The 17,281-nt window shown below is 62.2% G+C and carries 15 protein-coding genes; 7 read left to right on the top strand and 8 right to left on the bottom strand.

Features of this window, described 5'->3' with window-relative positions:
• Positions 1–8: 8 nt before the first annotated feature.
• The 5 genes from ABE528_RS03340 to ABE528_RS03320 form a co-directional block, all read right to left on the bottom strand.
• The gene (locus ABE528_RS03340; protein ID WP_346652183.1) at positions 9–1,556 is read right to left on the bottom strand and encodes an AMP-binding protein; all 1,548 of its coding nucleotides are present in this window, start codon (positions 1,554–1,556) and stop codon (positions 9–11) included.
• Positions 1,557–1,694: 138 nt separating this feature from the next.
• Positions 1,695–2,054, bottom strand: a complete 360-nt coding sequence (locus tag ABE528_RS03335; protein WP_346652182.1) for a cupin domain-containing protein — start codon at positions 2,052–2,054, stop codon at positions 1,695–1,697.
• Entirely contained in the window at positions 2,051–2,644 is a 594-nt protein-coding gene (locus ABE528_RS03330) for an N-acetyltransferase (RefSeq protein ID WP_178120126.1), read from the bottom strand. Before ABE528_RS03330 ends, ABE528_RS03335 begins: the two co-directional genes overlap by 4 nt.
• 193 nt (positions 2,645–2,837) lie before the next feature.
• A complete protein-coding gene (locus tag ABE528_RS03325) occupies positions 2,838–3,446 on the bottom strand; it encodes a DsbA family protein (RefSeq protein ID WP_346652181.1) in 609 nt (202 codons plus the stop codon).
• A 93-nt stretch (positions 3,447–3,539) separates the two neighbouring features.
• Complete coding sequence (locus ABE528_RS03320) at positions 3,540–4,442, bottom strand: LysR family transcriptional regulator (RefSeq protein WP_346652180.1); 903 nt, start codon at positions 4,440–4,442, stop codon at positions 3,540–3,542.
• Between the two features lie 317 nt (positions 4,443–4,759).
• Between ABE528_RS03320 and ABE528_RS03315 the strand changes: the two genes are divergently transcribed.
• From ABE528_RS03315 to ABE528_RS03285, 7 genes are all read left to right on the top strand, one after another.
• Positions 4,760–6,028, top strand: a complete 1,269-nt coding sequence (locus ABE528_RS03315; protein WP_346652179.1) for a cytochrome c — start codon at positions 4,760–4,762, stop codon at positions 6,026–6,028.
• A complete protein-coding gene (locus tag ABE528_RS03310; protein WP_346652178.1) occupies positions 6,025–6,498 on the top strand; it encodes a (2Fe-2S)-binding protein in 474 nt (157 codons plus the stop codon). The genes ABE528_RS03315 and ABE528_RS03310 overlap by 4 nt, the downstream gene beginning before the upstream one ends.
• Entirely contained in the window at positions 6,491–8,710 is a 2,220-nt protein-coding gene (locus ABE528_RS03305) for a molybdopterin cofactor-binding domain-containing protein (protein WP_346652177.1), read from the top strand. Before ABE528_RS03310 ends, ABE528_RS03305 begins: the two co-directional genes overlap by 8 nt.
• A gap of 49 nt (positions 8,711–8,759) precedes the next feature.
• A complete protein-coding gene (locus ABE528_RS03300) occupies positions 8,760–9,728 on the top strand; it encodes an XdhC family protein (RefSeq protein WP_346652176.1) in 969 nt (322 codons plus the stop codon).
• A gap of 157 nt (positions 9,729–9,885) precedes the next feature.
• Positions 9,886–10,998, top strand: a complete 1,113-nt coding sequence (locus ABE528_RS03295) for an alkene reductase (protein WP_346652175.1) — start codon at positions 9,886–9,888, stop codon at positions 10,996–10,998.
• Between the two features lie 286 nt (positions 10,999–11,284).
• The gene (locus ABE528_RS03290; protein WP_346652174.1) at positions 11,285–12,688 is read left to right on the top strand and encodes a DUF2252 domain-containing protein; all 1,404 of its coding nucleotides are present in this window, start codon (positions 11,285–11,287) and stop codon (positions 12,686–12,688) included.
• A 3-nt stretch (positions 12,689–12,691) separates the two neighbouring features.
• A complete protein-coding gene (locus ABE528_RS03285) occupies positions 12,692–14,389 on the top strand; it encodes a SulP family inorganic anion transporter (RefSeq protein ID WP_346652173.1) in 1,698 nt (565 codons plus the stop codon).
• Positions 14,390–14,445: 56 nt separating this feature from the next.
• Here the strand turns inward: ABE528_RS03285 and ABE528_RS03280 are convergent, their stop codons facing one another.
• The 3 genes from ABE528_RS03280 to ABE528_RS03270 all read right to left on the bottom strand — a co-directional run bounded on the left by ABE528_RS03280 (position 14,446) and on the right by ABE528_RS03270 (position 17,279).
• On the bottom strand, positions 14,446–15,144 hold the full coding sequence (locus ABE528_RS03280) for an ion channel (RefSeq protein WP_346652172.1): 699 nt from the start codon (positions 15,142–15,144) through the stop codon (positions 14,446–14,448).
• A gap of 111 nt (positions 15,145–15,255) precedes the next feature.
• Positions 15,256–16,620 (bottom strand): ATP-binding protein, encoded by a 1,365-nt coding sequence (locus ABE528_RS03275; RefSeq protein WP_346652171.1) that lies wholly within the window; start codon positions 16,618–16,620, stop codon positions 15,256–15,258.
• Positions 16,617–17,279 carry a response regulator gene (locus ABE528_RS03270; protein WP_152958250.1) on the bottom strand — a complete coding sequence of 221 codons (663 nt, stop codon included), beginning with the start codon at positions 17,277–17,279 and terminating at the stop codon, positions 16,617–16,619. The genes ABE528_RS03275 and ABE528_RS03270 overlap by 4 nt, the downstream gene beginning before the upstream one ends.
• Between the last annotated feature and the right edge of the window lie 2 nt (positions 17,280–17,281).

Genomic DNA, 17,281 nt, shown 5'->3' with positions numbered 1-17,281 from the left:
CTCCCTGGTCAGATACGACGTTCGCTGTTTTGCCAATAAGTGTCCCGAACCAGGCGGCGCACCACCTTGCCATTGGGGTTCTTCGGCAGTTCGCTGACAAAGTCGACGCCGCGCGGCTTCTTGAAACCGGCCAGCGCGCGCCCGCACCGCTCGATGAGTTCAGCGGCCTCCAGCTGCGCGCCTGGCTTGAGCACCACCACCGCACGCACCGCTTCGCCCCACTGCGCGTCGGGCACGCCGACCACCGCCACCTCGAACACTTCGGGGAAGCCATGGATCACCTGCTCGACTTCGCTGGGGTACACGTTGAAGCCACCGGAAATGATCATTTCCTTCTTGCGGTCGACGATGAACACGTAGCCCTGGGCATCGACCGTGGCCAGGTCACCCGTGAGGTAGTAGCCGTCACGCATGACTTCGGCGGTGAGCTCCGGTGCGCGCCAGTAGCCCTGCATGACATCCGGCCCCTTGACCACGATTTCGCCGACCTCGCCGGGCGCCACATCCTCGAACGCCTCGTTGACCACCCGCAGGTCAGTCTCGAAATAGCAGCGCCCGCAGGAGGCCAGGCGCTGATAGTCGCCGTCTTCCACCAGGTGGTCCTGCTCGGTCAGCACCGTCACCAGCGAGCACGTTTCACCCGCGCCATAACCTTGCGCGAGAATCGGCCCGAACAGTTCGATGGCTTTTTTCACCAGCGACGGCGCCATCGGTGCGGCGCCGTACATCACCAGTTTCAGGCTGGACAGATCGAAGCGTTCGACGCCGGGATAATTGACCAGCCGGTTGATCATCGCCGGCACCAGGAACAGCCGCGTGACCCGTTCACGCTGGATGGTCTCGAGCAACAGGCGGTCGTCGTAACGGTCCAGCAGCAGGTTGCAGGCGCCCACCGCCAGCAGCGACATGATCTGCATGCCGCTGGCATGGGTGATCGGCCCGACGTGGGCCATGACGTCGCCCGGCCCGGAACGCCGCGTGGGGCTGGCAATGCTTTTTCGCACCAAGGCCTTGCGGTTGCCGAACGACAGCATGGCAGCCTTCAGCACGCCCGAGCTGCCGGAGGTGTAGTGCAGCACGGCCAATGCGTCGTCGGCCGGGTCCAGCTGCAGCGGTGCTTCGCTGCCGCGCTCGAGCACCGCGCCATAGCTCAGGTCGCCTCCCTCGCCGTCCAGCACGATCAGCTGGCGCAGCAGCGGCAATTGCCCACGCCGCGTGGCCAGGGCCTGGGCAAAGCTGGCGTCGGTGATCACGGCGACGCTGCAGGAGTCTTCCAGCACCCGAACCACTTCATCCACTGACAGCCGCGCATTGATCGGCACCTTGACCATCGCCGCCTTGTACAGCGCGACTTCCGCTTCAACCAGCTCCACGCGGTTGCTGGCGAGGATCGCCACGTGCTCGCCTGCGGCCACGCCCAACGTACCCAGCCCTGAGGCCAGGCGGTTGCTGCGGCGTTCCAGCTGGGCGTAGGTCACACGGTTGTGGCTATCGGCCACGGCGATGTGGTCCGGCCAGTAGTGGGCACTACGGGTGATGATCGTTCCAAGGTTCACGTTGTTGTTCTCGTCGACAGGAAGACTTCGACGATGCTAAACAGCCGTGCGCGGGCAGGCCTAATACAGGATTCAGATGCCGGCCATACCGTTATTAGCTGGCGTGATGCAGCCAGCTGTCTACCGAGGTGAACGGTCCTAGTTCGTGGGCACGAGGATCACGAAGTTCTTTTTCATGTCTTCCAGCACGGTCCATTTGCCCTTGGCGCCCGGTTCGATGATGAACGTGTCGCCAGCGGCCAGTGTGACGGGGGCGCAACCCTCAAGCTCGATGACGCAGCAGCCACTGAGGACATGGCAAAACTCCCAGACTTTGTAGTCGATGCGCCACGCTCCGGTAGTGGCTTCCCATTCGCCGGAAATGCGACCTTGCTGTTCATCGTGATAGTACTTGGACGTCAGCGTATGGGGGCTGCCTTCCACGACCTCTGCAAAAAAAGGAAGGTCGCGCACCGGTTGGATATCCAGTTCGCGGAACACGGTGAGTTTCTGGTTCATGGTTTTTTCTCGAGCACGTGGTGGTTAGGGCGATACATCAAATAGGCGTCACCGGTGACGCCCAGCATGGGGTGCGCAACGATCTGGCAGGTTTTCACAATCTGAAAACCGTGACGCTCGTAGAAGCGGCGTGCACCGTGGTTTTCTGCATAATCGATCAGGCACAGCCCATTCAGGCCAGCGTCCTCGGCGCGCTGCTGGGCATGGCGAAGAAACTGGGCGCCCAGCCCCTGGCTGCGCCAGCCCTCATCCAGGGCCAGGCTGGATATGTACAAGGTGTCGGGTATTTCCATGTCGGAATAAGGCGCAAGGACCGGGTCTGTCTCGACAGGCCGGCCAGGCGCCTCGCGCAAGGCATAGCTGTGCATCATGCCGATCACGCGCCCTTCGGACGTGGCCATCAGGCAGTTCTTATAGGAGAAGTCGCCCTGCTCCCTGGCATAGCGAGACGCACCGACACTCAGCAATGCTTCTCCAGGTGCGGCAAGCTTGCTCCATATGTAATCGGCCATGCCCTCCGATGTCAGTTGAAAGAAGCGCGCAATATCGTGCGCGTCCGAGGCTTGGGCAGGTCTGAAGTCGATGGGCATGAACAGTGCTTCCATGGAATCGGGTGGCTGGTTTCAAGGATTACGCCTTTGACAGGCAGGCAGGGTAGCCAGGTTGAACGGTTCCCATCATGCTCGGGGCGAACACTGTCAGCACAGCGTGCGACGCCGGGGCTCAGTTCAAAGGGCCGCAAGTGGGTGATTGCCGTGCCAGAAAGCCGGTTCTCAATGGCTGCTAGGCAAACATACGGGCCAATATGCCAGGCGGCTGCGCACCGAATACCACGGTACCTTCAATGCGCAGAGAGGGGATCACCCGCCCTGCCCAGCCTGATACAGCGTTTTCGCTGCGCTGAAGCGCCTCGCTGAACGCGTCGCTGTGCATGAACGCCTTCAGCTCGCCGAAAGACACCGTCTCCTGGCTCAGCAGCCGTTGCAGAACGGCCTCGTCACCGATGTCCTGACCTTCGCAATACAGCGCCTCGAACACGCGTTGCACGAACGCCTGGGCAGGCCTGGCGCTATGCTGCAACCACAGCACAGTGGCAAGGGCGGGACGGGTGTCTGGGACGCTTCGGATTTCACTGAACGCAGGCTCGACGCCCAGTTTTTGCATCTGCGCTGCCACGAGCGATTGATGAACCACTGCGTGAGTCCCGAAGCGCAGCGCCAGGAATTCGGTGTAGGCCGTTCCTGTGGCTGTTTGCCCCTGTGCAGAACGACAAGGCTGGAACGTGACCTTGAAGTCCTTTCCTGCCATGGCCATCGCTATCGCCAGGCGGCGCAACGCGACCCATCCCCAGGGATCGAGGAAGTCAAACGCCAATATCGGTGGAGTGTGCATTTCAGGCCCCTTGAGGTTTCGTTCCTCCAAGGGTAGGGAGTTGCCCACGCCGACAGAAGTGCCATGCCACGCAAGGGAGCGTTGCGTCAGTGGCTATGCAATGTTCAGCAGCTCTTTCATGAATTGCGCAAAGACCCGAATGCGCGTCGACTCGCGATTGATCGGCAGGTAGATGATGTTGATCGAGGCATTCACCGAGGTCGGGTTTACCTCGTATTGCGGCAGCAAGCGGGTGAGCCGCCCCTGCTGCACATCCTGCGCAACCAACCAGTCAGCCAACAGTGCTATGCCCTGTCCCGCGACCGCCGCATGCCGGAGGATGTCGGCGTTGTTGCTTTGCATCCGGCCCTTTACCGCAACGGGCACAGTCTCGTCTTCGACCTCAAAATGCCAGTCCCTCATGGGGCCACCATAATCGAAGCGCATGCACGAATGGTTGGAGAGCTCGCTGGGGTGCCCTGGCGCGCCATGTTGCTCCAGGTAGGCAGGGCTTGCCACCAGCCAACGCTGAAAATGACCGATAGAGGTGCAGATAACCTCTTCGCTGGAGACCGTTGACCCCAAGCGGATGCTCAGATCGATGCGATCCTTGTAGAGATCGACCATTTCATCGCTCAGGTTCAAGCTCACTTCCAGCTCCGGATGGGCTGCCAGGAACCGCCCAAGGTGAGGCGAAATCAAGCGCCGACCGAACTCGACAGGTGCGCTGACCCGCAGCTTGCCTTTCGCTTCGCTGCCCCTGTCGGTGACCATGCTGTCTGCCTTGGCAAGCGCATCAAGGATGGCGACGGCATGGTCGTAATAGGCTTGGCCGAGGTCGGTCAGGCTGTGCTGGCGCGTGCTGCGCGTGATGAGCGTGGTGCCAAGCTCGGATTCAAGCGCGGCGACCTGCCGCGCTACAGACGAAGTGGCCACGCCAAGCTTTCGCGCTGCCGCGGAGTATCCTGCGCAACGAACGGTCTCTACAAACATGCTCAAGGCGAGAAACTTATCCATGTATTCGACTCAGCTGGTAATCGGCAATGGCGACCCTTGCCGCCACCCATCGAGGTGCCAGTCTGGATCATAGTCTCCTGCAAGGCCTCAAGATATGACAGGTGTGCTGTCGATACGCACCGGTTGCAAATTGCGCAAACCGGCAGCGTTGCGTGACAAGCAAAGCTTCGTTGCGTGAGGTACTTATACCCCTACCGCTCATGCTCCTCTAGGCTCCCCCCATCCAATCGGCACCCATGAGTCGAGGCAAAAGATGAGGAAAACGCTGATGAGTCCGGGCCAGTCGGCGCGTTGGTTCAAGCGCGAGGAGGGTATCAATGTCCGCTAGGAAGCTTTGGAGTGCGGCAGCGGTTGCTCTGGGCATCGGCGGCTTGGCTGTAGCTACCGGCCTGATGTGGCGACCTGCGATCGGCGCGATTGAAAGGCCTGCGGCCTTCGACCCCGCGCAGGTAGCGCGCGGCGCCGTTGTCGTAACAGCCGGCGACTGCGCAGTGTGCCATACGCGCCCTGGCGGCAAGTACCTGGCAGGCGGCCTGCCACTGGTGACGCCGTTCGGTACGCTCTACAGCACCAACATCACGCCCGATGCCACCACCGGCATCGGCACGTGGTCGCTCAAGGCATTCAAGCGTGCCATGCGCGACGGGGTTTCCAGAGACGGTCATTTTCTGTATCCGGCATTTCCCTACAAGCACTACCGCCTGCTCAGCGAAGAAGACCTGGCCGATGCCTACGCCTACCTCATGAGCGGCCCACCGGTGTACGAGCCAGCCACACCCAACCGCATGAAGTTCCCCATGAACATCCGCCCCTTGGTGTCGGGTTGGAATCTGCTGTTCCTGCACTCGGCGCCTTTCGCGCCGACGGCCGAGCAGTCGCAACCGTGGAACCGTGGTCGGTACCTGGTCGAAGGTGCAGGCCATTGTGGGGGCTGCCACACTCCCTTGAACTTCCTCGGCGCCGAAAAAGACAGCCTGGCACTCTCAGGTGGCGTGGTCGATGGCTGGCAAGCCCCTTCCCTGCTTGGCCTGGCCAGTCGCGAGAAGCCTTGGTCCGAGGCCCAGCTGGTGGATTATCTGCAGGCCAAGGTCGCAGACAGCCACGGCACGCCGGCCGGCCCGATGCGCCCGGTCAGCCAGGAGCTCGCACGGCTGCCGCAGACCGACGTCGAAGCCATCGCGCACTATTTGCTGAGCCTGCCCGCGGGCGCTGCCAGGCGGAGCGCCGGTGGCGTCAGCACTGCGCTACCGGCGCAATCGGCCCGCCTGGGTCAGGACCTTTTCCAGGGTGCCTGCGCCGGCTGCCACGGCGCCGCAGCGCCGATGCGTGCCATCGATGGCAGGCCTGCACTGACCGCCACGTCTGCGGTGCTGGCCGCTGAACCACGCAACTTCATTAAGACGGTACTCGAAGGCATCGCGCCCATGCCCGGTGAGCCGGGCCCTGCCATGCCGCCGTTCGCTGCCAGCCTGAACGACCAGCAACTCGCAGCACTGGCCCAATTCATCCGCCATCAGGCGAGCCCGGACCAGCCGTGGCTCGATGTGGACGCCACTGTTCGGGCACTGCGCCAGGAGACCCCATGAGTAACGTCAATCTCACCGTCAACGGCCAGGTGCACAGCCTGGATATCGATCCGGACATGCCGTTGCTCTACGCCTTGCGCAACCACCTGGCACTCAATGGCGCCAAATATGGCTGCGGGCTGGGCCAGTGCGGCGCCTGCACCGTCATCGTCGACGACAAACCGGTGTTTTCCTGCGTGACACCCTGCGCAGGTATGCAAGGGCGCAAGGTGCGCACCCTCGAGAGCCTGGGCACGGCAGAACGCCCCGGCCCCTTGCAGCAGGCCTTCATCGATACCCAGGCCGCCCAGTGCGGTTACTGCATCGCCGGGATGATCACGCGCGCCCAGGCCCTGCTGGAGAAAAATCCGCAGCCCGATGAGCAGACCCTTCGCGCCCACATGGCGACCAACCTGTGCCGCTGTGGTACTCACCTGCGGATCATCGAAGCCATCACCCGCGTCATCGAAAACGGTGGCCTGCATGGCTAACAGCGAATTCAGCCGCCGCGCGTTCCTTCAGGGCAGCAGCCTGCTGATGGCCTTCACGCTGATGCCGGCAGCACGCAAGGCTCTGGCCGATACCGAAGTGGATACGCTAGGTACTGTCGTGCTCGCCCCCGACCTGCCGGGGAGCCTGCGTACCAACCCTTATCTCGACGCCTGGATCAAGGTTGGCGCCGAAGGCATCACGGTGTACACCGGCAAGGTGGAGTTGGGCACCGGGGTGAAGACCGCGCTGCTGCAAATTGCGGCTGAGCGGCTGGACGTTCCGCCTGCCGCTATCACTTTTCTCACCGCCGACACGGCCCTGACCCCGAACGAAGGCTATACGGCCGGCAGCCATACGATCTTCGACAGCGGCACGGCGCTGTACAATGCGGCCGCGCAGGTTCGCCAGATGCTGATGGCGTCCGCCGCACGCACGTGGGGGGTGGACGTCGCCGCGCTGAGCACCGGCGATGCGATGGTCACTGCCCCGTCCGGTGCGCGCATGAGCTACGCCGAGGCGGTGGCCGGGGTGGACCTGCACCAGTACGCCACTGCCAGCTCGCCAGACATTTCACCCGAACAGTTCAAACTCATCGGCCATGCGCTGCCGCGGCTGGATATCCCTGCAAAGGTCACCGGCGGCGCAGCCTTTGTCCAGGACATGCGCTTGCCGGGCATGGTCCATGCCCGCTTGATCCGCCCCCCGCGCCCAGGCAGCCAGCTCACCGGCTTCGACAAGCGGGCCATCGAAGGCCTGCCAGGTGTGGTCAAGGTGATCGAGGACGGCAACTACCTCGCCGTGGTGGCCAAGGATGAGTGGCAAGCCGTCAAGGCCATGCGAGCGGGCTACGAGGCCGCGACCTGGGCCGGTGGCGACGTGATCCCCGACCAGGCCGTGATTCACCAGGTGCTGCCAAGGCTGCAGTCCAGGCGCTACCCGATCAAGCATGCCGGCGTTGCAGCGCCTTCCAGCGGCAAGACCTACCGTGCACGCGTCACCAAGCAGTACCTGATGCACGGCTCAATTGGCCCGTCCTGTTCGGTTGCCTGGCTCAAGGACGGCCTGCTGACGGTGTGGACCCATACCCAGGGCGTGTTCCCCCTGCGGGCCGGCATCGCCGAGATGGTCGGCCTGCCGCCAGCCGCCGTCCGCTGCATCCATGTTGAAGGCGCTGGATGCTACGGGCATAACGGCGCCGATGACGCTGCGGCCGATGCAGCGCTGATCGCCATGCGCCTGCCAGGCGTACCCGTACGGGTGCAGTGGATGCGTGAACAGGAAAATCTCTGGGAGCCATACAGCTCGGCCATGCTCGCAGAACTGGAGGCCAGCCTGGGCAGCGACGGTCGGATCAACAACTGGACGTACCAGTTGTGGACCACCCCGCACAACGAGCGCATCACCAATGCCGGCCGCCTGGTGCCGGCGCGGATGCTGGCCCGGCCGTTCACCTCGATGCCGTCCGTGCCGATTGCCCAGCCCGAAGGGGATGGCGACCGCAACGCGATCCCCCTGTACGAAACGGGCGCAACCAGCATCGACATGAACTTCATCACCCAGATGCCGTTCCGGACTTCGGCGATGCGCTCGCTGGGGGCGCATATCAATGTCTTCGCCATCGAGGCCTGCCTGGACGAGCTGGCAGATCAGGCGGGGGTTGATGCCGTCGCGTTCCGCCTCAGCCACCTCACCGACCCCAGGGCTCGAGCGGTGGTCGCAAGGGCTCGGGACGAATTCGGCTGGCCACGCCGGTCGCCGGCTCCGGGAACCGGCATCGGCATGGGCTTCGCCCGCTACAAGAACATCATGGGCTACTGCGCAGTGGCGGTGGAAATCCAGGTGCATCCGCAAACCGGCGAGATCGAGATCCAGCGGGTGGTCACGGCGGTGGACGTGGGCCAGATCGTCAACCCCGACGGGCTTCGCAACCAGGTCGAAGGCGGCATCGTCCAGTCCAGCAGCTGGACGCTCTACGAAGCGCTGAGTTACGACGCCGGTGGGGTACGCAGCTACGACTGGAGCGGGTATCCGATCCTGCGCTTCCCGCAGCTTCCCAGACAGGTAGACGTGTACATGATCGATCAGCCGGGGCAGCCGTTTCTCGGCGCTGCGGAAATCGTCCAGGGCCCGATGGCAGCAGCCCTCGGCAATGCGGTGGCCGACGCCACTGGCCACCGCCGGCTTGCCTTGCCCCTTGCCCGCAAGGCGTGAGCAGGGGCAGCAGACGACCCGGGGCCAGCGCTTGAGAGGGTAACGTTAGATGCAACATCTTGATGTGACAGTGCTTGAGCAGGCGCTGGCCTGGGCTGACGAAGGGCAAACGGTATGGCTGTGCACGGTCCTGTCGACTTTCGGATCGGCGCCCAGATCACCCGGTGCAATGCTGGTGGCGGTGCAGAACGGCGCGCACAGCGGCTCGTTATCCGGCGGCTGCGTCGAGGAGGCGTTTCTCGAAGCACTGGGCCGTGGCGAGCACGCTGCCAACGTGCAAGTGGTCAGTTACGGGCGTACCGCTGAAGAGCGCAGCCGCCTGCAACTGCCCTGTGGCGGCAGCCTGGATGTGCTGGTCGAGCACAGACGGCCCACCGAGCAATGGCGCGCCCACTTGGGCCAGTTGCTGGATGCGCTGCGTGGCCAACATCGGATGACACGGGTGATCGACCTTGAGAGCGGCTTGTGCAGCACCAGGCCCTACGCTGGCGGTGCCGACACCGTGGTGCGCAGCGCAGGCCATCTTGAGATCAACCTGGGCCCTGCCCTTCGCTTGCTGCTCGCCGGCCTTTCACCCGTGGCACAGGCTTGCGGGCAGTTCGCCAAGGCCCTGGGCTTCGAAGTGATCGCTTGCGATCCGCGCGAAGAGGCGGCCGCGATGCCGATCGAGGGGGTGACGCTGATTCCCGTATTGCCCTCGCTGTATATCGCCAACGGCGGTTGCCACGAGGCCACTGCGGTGGTTGCGCTGACCCATGACCCGAAAATCGACGACCTCACGTTGCTGGAGGCTGTGCACACCCCTGCTTTCTACATCGGTGCCATGGGCTCGAAGCGGACCTCGGAAAAACGTGCAGAGCGACTGCGGCGGATCGGCGGCTTGTCGCCTGCTGACATAGAGCGCCTGCACATGCCCATTGGCCTGGATATCGGCTCCAGGACCCCGGCCGAAATCGCCTTGTCGGTGATGGCCGATGTGCTGCGGGTCTACCGAGGTAAAGCGCGACGCGCGCTTTAGGTTCAGGCCCGATGTTTTGCGAGTTGCGCAATGCACTTGCTCCGGTTCTGCCGATTATCAGATTCGGCCCTGGCCATTAACCTCGTTTCAGCAAACAACCGCGACGCCGCTTCATCTCCAGGCAGCATTCACTGTCAACTTTAAAAGGAACCGAGCAATGACTGGCTATCTGTTCAATCCCATTCGCGTGGGCGCTGTGCAACTTCCCCACCGCATCGCGATGGCCCCACTGACCCGCTCGCGTGCCGGGCAACCGGGAAATGTGCCGACATCCATGGCTGCTGAATATTATGCTCAGCGCGCAAGCGCAGCCCTGATCATTACCGAGGCCACGCAAATCTCCCAGCAAGGGCAAGGTTACGCATGGACCCCGGGTATCCATACGCCTGAACAGATCCAGGCCTGGAAGCGGGTAAGCGATGCGGTACATGAACACCATGGCCGCATCTTCATGCAACTCTGGCACGTCGGGCGCGTTTCGCATCCCAGCTTTCAGCCAGGCAATGGGCTGCCTGTGGCCCCCAGTGCCATCGCAGCGCCTGGCAAGACATTCATCGTCGATGAAGCCGGCAATGGGGTCTGGGGTGATGTGCCGGTGCCGCGCGCCCTGGAGGTCGAAGAAATCGCCGGGATCATCGATGACTACCGCAACGCTGCGCTCAACGCCATCGAGGCCGGTATGGACGGTGTGGAAATCCATGCGGGCAACGGTTATCTGCTCGACCAGTTCATCAACAGCAACAGTAACCAGCGCAACGACCCATACGGCGGCACCTACCAGAACCGGGCGCGCCTGCTCCTGGCGATCGTCCAGGCTGTGGCGCAGGAGATCGGTGCAGACCGCGTCGGTGTGCGTCTTACCCCGATGGGGCGTTTCATGGGCATGGGAGACGACACGCCCATCGAGACCTTCAGCTACATCGTGGAATCATTGAATCGGTACGGGCTGGCCTATCTCCACCTGGTGGAGCCTGCAGTCGTCGGTACGGTCAGGGATGACGACTACGACCCTCGCTGGGACGAGATCATCCTCACGTTGAGGGACGCCTGGAAAGGCGTGTTGGTCATCGCCGGCGGCTATGACGCTGCGTCCGCAGAGAAAGCCATTCGGGACGGGCGTGCGGACGTCGTGGCGTTTGGTCGGCCGTTCCTGGCAAACCCGGATCTGCCACGGCGTATCCGGGAGGCTTTGCAACTCAACACACCCGACCCCAGTACATTCTTCGGCGGCAGCGAACACGGCTACATAGACTATCCGGCCCATCCGTAGGTGTGGAGACGGTAGGCGAGCGCCCCGCCGCCTACCGACAGGTTAGCGTTCAAGGCCGAACATGACTTCGGCACTGACCGCCTTGATACCGTGACCCGTCGACGGGCGCCTGATCGACGGTTTTTTGATGTCGATCAAGTTAGTGCAAGGCAGGTCCTTTTCAATGATTTAAGTGTGAGCCATTCCAACCATGGGTAGTTGGCGAGCAGCGAACACCCTGCGAATGCTGTAGCACGCAGTGAGTGCGCGGCCTCCACGTCCACATCACTTCGGGGATGAAAGCATCATGGGCTCCGACAAAAAGGCCTCCATCAATCGACTCGCGAAGGCCGAACCTGCCTCGCAGTTCCGCACCCGCGAAGAGCGCATCGCCAACGGACAACAGCTGCGTAACGACACCCCTCGCGAAACACATGCCATCTGGAAATCGCCCGGCCGCCAGCGCGATGTCATGGCCATCCTGGAAAAGTCCAACCGTGGCCGCCTCAAGGAACTGGTGCCAATCCGCTACGGACGCATGCTGCGCAGCCCCTTCACCTTCCTGCGCGGCTCAGCCGCGCTCATGGCCCATGACCTGGCCAAGGGGCCCAATATCGGCATCAAGGTGCAGGCCTGCGGCGATTGCCACCTGCTCAACTTCGGCCTTTTCGCCACCCCCGAACGCAACCTGGTGTTCGACCTCAACGACTTCGACGAAACCCTGCCGGCGCCTTGGGAATGGGATATCAAGCGCCTGGCCGTGAGCTTCGCGGTGGCCGCGCGCGACAATGGCATCTCCGACACCGTTGCACGCGACTCAGCCATCGCCTGCGTTTGCGCCTACCGCGAGAATCTGCGCGTCTATTCGAAAATGAGCCCGCTGGAGGTCTGGTATTCGCGCCTGGACACCCAGACGCTGCTGGAGATGGCGCCAGACGACAAGGTCCGCAAGTTCCGCCAGCAGTTGATCGACCGCGCCCACGAGCGGGTGGTGGAAAACACCTTCCCGAAAATCGCTGAGCAGGTCGCCGGCAATCCACGCATCGTCGACCAACCGCCGATCATTCACCATGTCGCCGAGGCCGACTTCATGGACCGCGTGCAGGAGAACCTGGCCGACTACCGTGGCAGTCTTTCCGACAAACGCCGCGTACTGTTCGACCGCTACCGCATGGTGGACGCTGCGCTGAAGGTCGTGGGCATCGGTAGCGTCGGCACTCGCTGCTTCATCGTGCTGATGTTCTCCGAGGGCAATGCCCCACTGATCCTGCAGTTCAAGGAGTCCTGTCGCTCGGTGCTGGCGCCGTACGCGGGCAGGAGCCAGTACCACAACCAGGGGCAACGGGTGGTCATGGGCCAGCGCCTGATGCAGTCCTCCAGTGACATCTTCCTCGGCTGGACGCGCAGCCACCGCGGACGCGACTATTTCGTCCGCCAGCTACGCGACATGAAGCTGTCCGTGCCGGTCGAGAGCGTCACTGCCCACCAGCTGGAGCGCTACGCCGACATCTGCGGTTTGACCTTGGCGCGCGCACACGCCAAGTCCGGCGACGCCGCAACCATCAGCGGTTACCTGGGCAAGGGCGATGCCTTTGACCGGTCCGTGGGCGACTTCGCCCTGCTGTATGCAGACCAGACAGCCCGCGACCATGCGCTACTGGTCAAGGCAGCGCACTCCGGACGCGTGCAAGTGCTGGTCGAGGAGGAATGAGAAATGGCCGAAACCACTGCGCGCAAAAGATTCCACCTGCCCATTCTGCAAGGCTTGCTGCCGTTAGACCTGAAGCAGATTCCCGCTGAAGTTGTCGCCGGTCTCACCCTGGCAGCATTGGCGATCCCAGAGGTCATGGGTTACACGAAGATTTCCGGTACACCCGTCGTTACCGGGCTCTATACCATGCTCATCCCGACGGTGTTGTTTGCCCTGTTTGGCTCGTCACGACATCTGGTAGTTGGCGCCGACTCGGCGACCGCTGCAATTCTTTCGGCAGCACTGGTCGGACTCGCAGCGACTGGCACGGATGAATACCTGGCGCTTGCCCAATTGCTTGCACTGATGGCTGCCGGCCTGTTGATTCTGGCCCGACTGGTGCGCCTGGGATTCATGGCGGACTTCCTGTCGCGCACCGTGCTCGTAGGCTTTTTGACAGGCGTAGGCATTCAAGTCGCGCTCGGACAGTTGGAGGGAATGCTTGGCTTGCCGGAAGCGGGCCATGGTGTGCTGGGTAAGCTCTGGTCAACGTTGCAACGGCTGAATCAGCTCAACGGACAGGCAATTGCCGTGGCCCTGCTGGTGCTGGTCGTGATTCTCGGGAGCCGGAAACTGTCCCATAAAATTCCTGGAGCGCTGATTGCCGTCGTTGGTGCGATTACGCTCAGTTGGCTGCTGAATTTCGCCGCCTATATGCCAGTCCTTGGCACGGTACCTGGCGGGCTTCCGCACATCGGGATACCCAATGTGCAATGGAGCCTGGATCTGCTGAGCCGGCTGCTGCCAACGGCCTTTGCCATGTTCGTGGTGATTCTTGCGCAAAGCGCTGCCACCTCGCGCGCCTATGCCAGCCGCTATAACGAGGCCTTCAGTGAGGATACCGATTTGGTCGGTTTGACGCTGGCCAATGTAGGGGCCGCGCTGTCGGGGACTTTCGTGGTCAATGGCAGCCCGACCAAGACGCAGATGGTAGATAGCGCAGGCGGGCGCAGCCAACTGTCGCTATTGGTGACCGCGCTGATTGTACTGATGGTGCTGCTGTTCCTTACGGCGCCCTTGGCTTACATGCCGGAATCGGTCCTGGCAGCCGTCGTGTTCATGATCGGCATCGAGCTGACCGACTTCAAAGGCCTGAAGAATATCTATGTGGAGCGCCGCAATGAGTTCTGGGTTGCCCTGATTACCCTCTTGACTGTGGTGTTCGTCGGGGTGAAACAGGGCATCATTCTGGCGATGGTGCTGTCGATCATTGACCATCTGCGCAGAGGCTATCATCCGAAGAACGTGCTGCTGGCATCTACCGATGCAGGCAAGCTGCACCCCGAAGTCTTGTCCAGTGGCGCCCAGGCACGACCTGGCCTGCTTATCTACCGCTTCACCCACAGCATGTACTACGCCAATACCCGCCAGTTGGCTGAAGAAGTCACCCAACTGGTCGCCCAGGCAGTATCTGGATTGCGCTGGTTCTGCATCGACTGTTCGGCGGTCGATGATGTCGACTATTCGGCAGCCGAAACGATCCGCAGCCTCGCTGCCACGCTGAAGGCTCAGGGCGTACGCATGGTGCTCGTCAACGTCATGCCGGATGTTGCAAGCAGTTCGCAATACAACATCAAGCAACTGCTGGGTGAGGATGCAATATTTTCGCGGTTTGACGACCTGCTGAGTGCGTACGAGCTGCAAACCCAGGCATCCCGGTGACCTTCACCTCACTTGCAACGTGAGATTTACCGTAAACGGTCGACAGTCGCTAAGCGCTACTGAACCGAAGGCGACGGGTAGAGACCGGCAAGCCGGGCGATAAGGACGCCAACGTAGAAAACGCCTGTGAACTCTTCGACCATGACTAATGAACGGGCGTTATTGGTCAATGGCACAACATCACCGAACCCAGTGGTGGTCAGGGTCGTGAAGCTGAAATAGATCAGTTTGAAAAGCGTGCCGGGCTGCGTGAAATCGAGCAGGCCAGGGCCGAATGAAGAGGTCTTCGAAAGCTCGGTCACAGCGTATATGAAGGACCAGGCCAACGCGATCATGATATAGCCCGCGAGCGCACCGTGCAGTTTGTCAGCGGTAATTTGCCCCCGCTTGAGCACATAGCGAAGAACCCCGGCGATCGTGATGATCAAAGACACCGCATACGTTATCCCGGCAAGCTTCAGGATGGTCAGATTCACCGTGCACAATGCCGTCCATTGAAGGCTGATACCCAGCACTGCCAGGCCCAGTTTGAGGCTGAATGCTCGCTGAGTCTGCGGGGTAGCGAAAGCGCCCACGAGCAATACACTCGAGAACAAGATACCGAGCAGCGTACGCGCTATCAGCCCTTCCTCCAGGTATGGGAACACGAGGATCAGGCCAATCAAAAGAAGCAACAGTTTGGTGCACGGCCCCACACCCAGGATCATCTGGGCCAGGTCTGCGTCAGACGCTGTCTTGTCTTTCGGATTTTCCATACAGTCTTCCTGGCGCACGTAGCACCGCTCGCAACAGGGTGAGGTGCGGTGGCCCAGATTTGAAAGGGCAGGTGCAAGTGAGTCTAGTCAGAAGTGAGCGCGCCGGTTGCCTCAGGCCAGGGGCAGCGACAAGGTGGCAGCCAATCCGCCAGTGACACGGTTTTCGAGATGCACGTGGCCGCCAAGCCGGTCGATGATGGTGGTCACGATGGACAATCCAAGGCCGGCCCCATTGGGGCTGTTACGGCTGTAGAAACGCTCGAAAACGCGCGACAACTGCGCCTCTTCGATACCCGGCCCCTCATCTTCGACGATCAGTTCGAAGCGATTGTCCAGACGCCTGAGCAGCACCGTGATGCGCCCACCGGGTGGCGAGTGCTCCACCGCGTTGGAAACCAGGTTCTGCAGGGCGATCGTCAGCGCACCGGCATCGATGGCCAGATGATGATCCCCTTCGCCAATATCCAGCGAAGGCTCCAGGCCACGGTCCAGTATCCAGGGGGTGAGCTCGGCCATGGTCTCGGTCACCACCTCGGCAAGGTCGACCGGAGCGGTAGCGCGTTGCCCCAGGCGAGGCTCGACACGGGCCAGGGTCAGCAGTTGATTGACCACCCGGGTCAAGCGGTCGACCCCGCCAATGACAAAACCCAAGGCCTTGTGGCGCTCCGCCTCGTGGCTGGCCTCGAGCGCGTTCTGCGCGTGCAGGCGCAGTACCGCCAGCGGCGTACGCATCTCATGGGCGGCATCGGCAATGAAGCGATGCTCACGCCGCAGCAAGTCCTCGATCTGCGCCAACAGGCGGTTGATGGCCGCCTGCATGGGCTCAAGCTCCGATGGCAGAGGTACCAGTTGCAGCGGTTCCAGCGAATTGGCGTGCCGCCCACGGATGACATTGGCCATGTTCTGCAACGGCCGCAGCCCCCAGCCAATGGCGGCCCAGACCAACAGCGCCAGGGCCAGGCTACCAAGCAGGAACGGGAACAGGGTGTGGCGAACGATCCGGTCGATCAGGTCGTAACGCACATCGTCACGCTCGCCGACCCAGATCACCCAGTTCTTTTCCGGTACCGGCAAGACGAAACCGCGCCATTGCTTGTCGCCACTGGCAAAGTCGTAGAAACCCGGGGCGCTCGGCAACGGATCAAGCCGGGGGGCACTCGGCGTATGCACCAGCAGCACACCACCCTCCCCCCAGACTTGAAATGCCAGCTTGCTTTCGTAAGGGTGGCCGACCCGACTGCGACCGGCTTGCCCCAACGCTTCGTTGAACGCGCGGAACATGGCGTCACGCGCGTCATCCTGCACTGGCATGCTCATGACACCCTGCAGCAAACGCGCGTTCTGAGCGAGGTGCGCGTCATACACTTCGTTAATTTCATGGCGGCTGTCGTGGTAGTTGTAGAGCACCAGCAGGCCAGTGCCGACCAACAACAGGAACATCACCCGCCAGAGTGTGCGTTGACGCAGCGAACTCATGCCTTGCCCTCGACCAGATAGCCAATACCGCGGACCGTGCGGATCAGGCCATTGAAGAGTTTCTTGCGCAGGTGGTAGATGTTCACCTCCAGCGTATTGCTCTCGGGCTCCTCATCCCAACCGTACAGCAGCTGAGTCAGGCGTTCGCGGGTGAAGACCTTGCCGGGTTGGGCCAGCAACTCATGCAGCAGTCGATACTCCTTGGGGGTCAGGATGACTTCCACACCGTTGTAGTGCACTTGCTGGGTGGCAGGGTCGAGACTGACACCGGCATGTTCGATCAGCACCGTCGCACGCCCGGCGCTGCGCCGCAGCAAGGCCCGCAAACGGGCCTTCAGCTCGTTGAGGTCGAAAGGCTTCACCAAGTAATCATCGGCGCCTGCGTCCAGCCCGGTGATGCGATCATCGAGGCTATCGCGCGCGGTGAGGATCAACACCGGCAGGCTGTTGCCCCCTGCCCTCACCCGGCGCAGCAGTTCGATGCCATCCAGGCGCGGCAAGCCAAGGTCCAGAATGACCAGGTCGAACACCTCATGCTGCAACGCATGCAAGCCACTCACGCCATCACGCAGCCAATCGAGCGTGTAGCCCGCCTGGCGCAAGCCGTCGCAGATGCCCTCACCCAGCGCGGTATCGTCCTCAACCAGCAGCAGCCGCATGT

The sequence above is a fragment of the Pseudomonas sp. TWI628 genome (genome assembly GCF_039673865.1).
Classification (GTDB): domain Bacteria; phylum Pseudomonadota; class Gammaproteobacteria; order Pseudomonadales; family Pseudomonadaceae; genus Aquipseudomonas.
The sequence above is the reverse complement of the archived record's forward strand: the minus strand, read 5'-3'. Positions and strand labels throughout refer to the sequence as shown.

What these genes read in the sequence shown, in the direction of transcription:
- ABE528_RS03335 (WP_346652182.1), bottom strand. Translation starts at nt 2,054, where the DNA reads ATGAACCAGAAACTCACCGTGTTCCGCGAACTGGATATCCAACCGGTG.
- ABE528_RS03330 (WP_178120126.1), bottom strand. Translation starts at nt 2,644, where the DNA reads ATGCCCATCGACTTCAGACCTGCCCAAGCCTCGGACGCGCACGATATT.
- ABE528_RS03325 (WP_346652181.1), bottom strand. Translation starts at nt 3,446, where the DNA reads ATGCACACTCCACCGATATTGGCGTTTGACTTCCTCGATCCCTGGGGA.
- ABE528_RS03320 (WP_346652180.1), bottom strand. Translation starts at nt 4,442, where the DNA reads ATGGATAAGTTTCTCGCCTTGAGCATGTTTGTAGAGACCGTTCGTTGC.
- ABE528_RS03315 (WP_346652179.1), top strand. Translation starts at nt 4,760, where the DNA reads ATGTCCGCTAGGAAGCTTTGGAGTGCGGCAGCGGTTGCTCTGGGCATC.
- ABE528_RS03310 (WP_346652178.1), top strand. Translation starts at nt 6,025, where the DNA reads ATGAGTAACGTCAATCTCACCGTCAACGGCCAGGTGCACAGCCTGGAT.
- ABE528_RS03305 (WP_346652177.1), top strand. Translation starts at nt 6,491, where the DNA reads ATGGCTAACAGCGAATTCAGCCGCCGCGCGTTCCTTCAGGGCAGCAGC.
- ABE528_RS03300 (WP_346652176.1), top strand. Translation starts at nt 8,760, where the DNA reads ATGCAACATCTTGATGTGACAGTGCTTGAGCAGGCGCTGGCCTGGGCT.
- ABE528_RS03295 (WP_346652175.1), top strand. Translation starts at nt 9,886, where the DNA reads ATGACTGGCTATCTGTTCAATCCCATTCGCGTGGGCGCTGTGCAACTT.
- ABE528_RS03290 (WP_346652174.1), top strand. Translation starts at nt 11,285, where the DNA reads ATGGGCTCCGACAAAAAGGCCTCCATCAATCGACTCGCGAAGGCCGAA.
- ABE528_RS03285 (WP_346652173.1), top strand. Translation starts at nt 12,692, where the DNA reads ATGGCCGAAACCACTGCGCGCAAAAGATTCCACCTGCCCATTCTGCAA.
- ABE528_RS03280 (WP_346652172.1), bottom strand. Translation starts at nt 15,144, where the DNA reads ATGGAAAATCCGAAAGACAAGACAGCGTCTGACGCAGACCTGGCCCAG.
- ABE528_RS03275 (WP_346652171.1), bottom strand. Translation starts at nt 16,620, where the DNA reads ATGAGTTCGCTGCGTCAACGCACACTCTGGCGGGTGATGTTCCTGTTG.
- ABE528_RS03270 (WP_152958250.1), bottom strand. Translation starts at nt 17,279, where the DNA reads ATGCGGCTGCTGCTGGTTGAGGACGATACCGCGCTGGGTGAGGGCATC.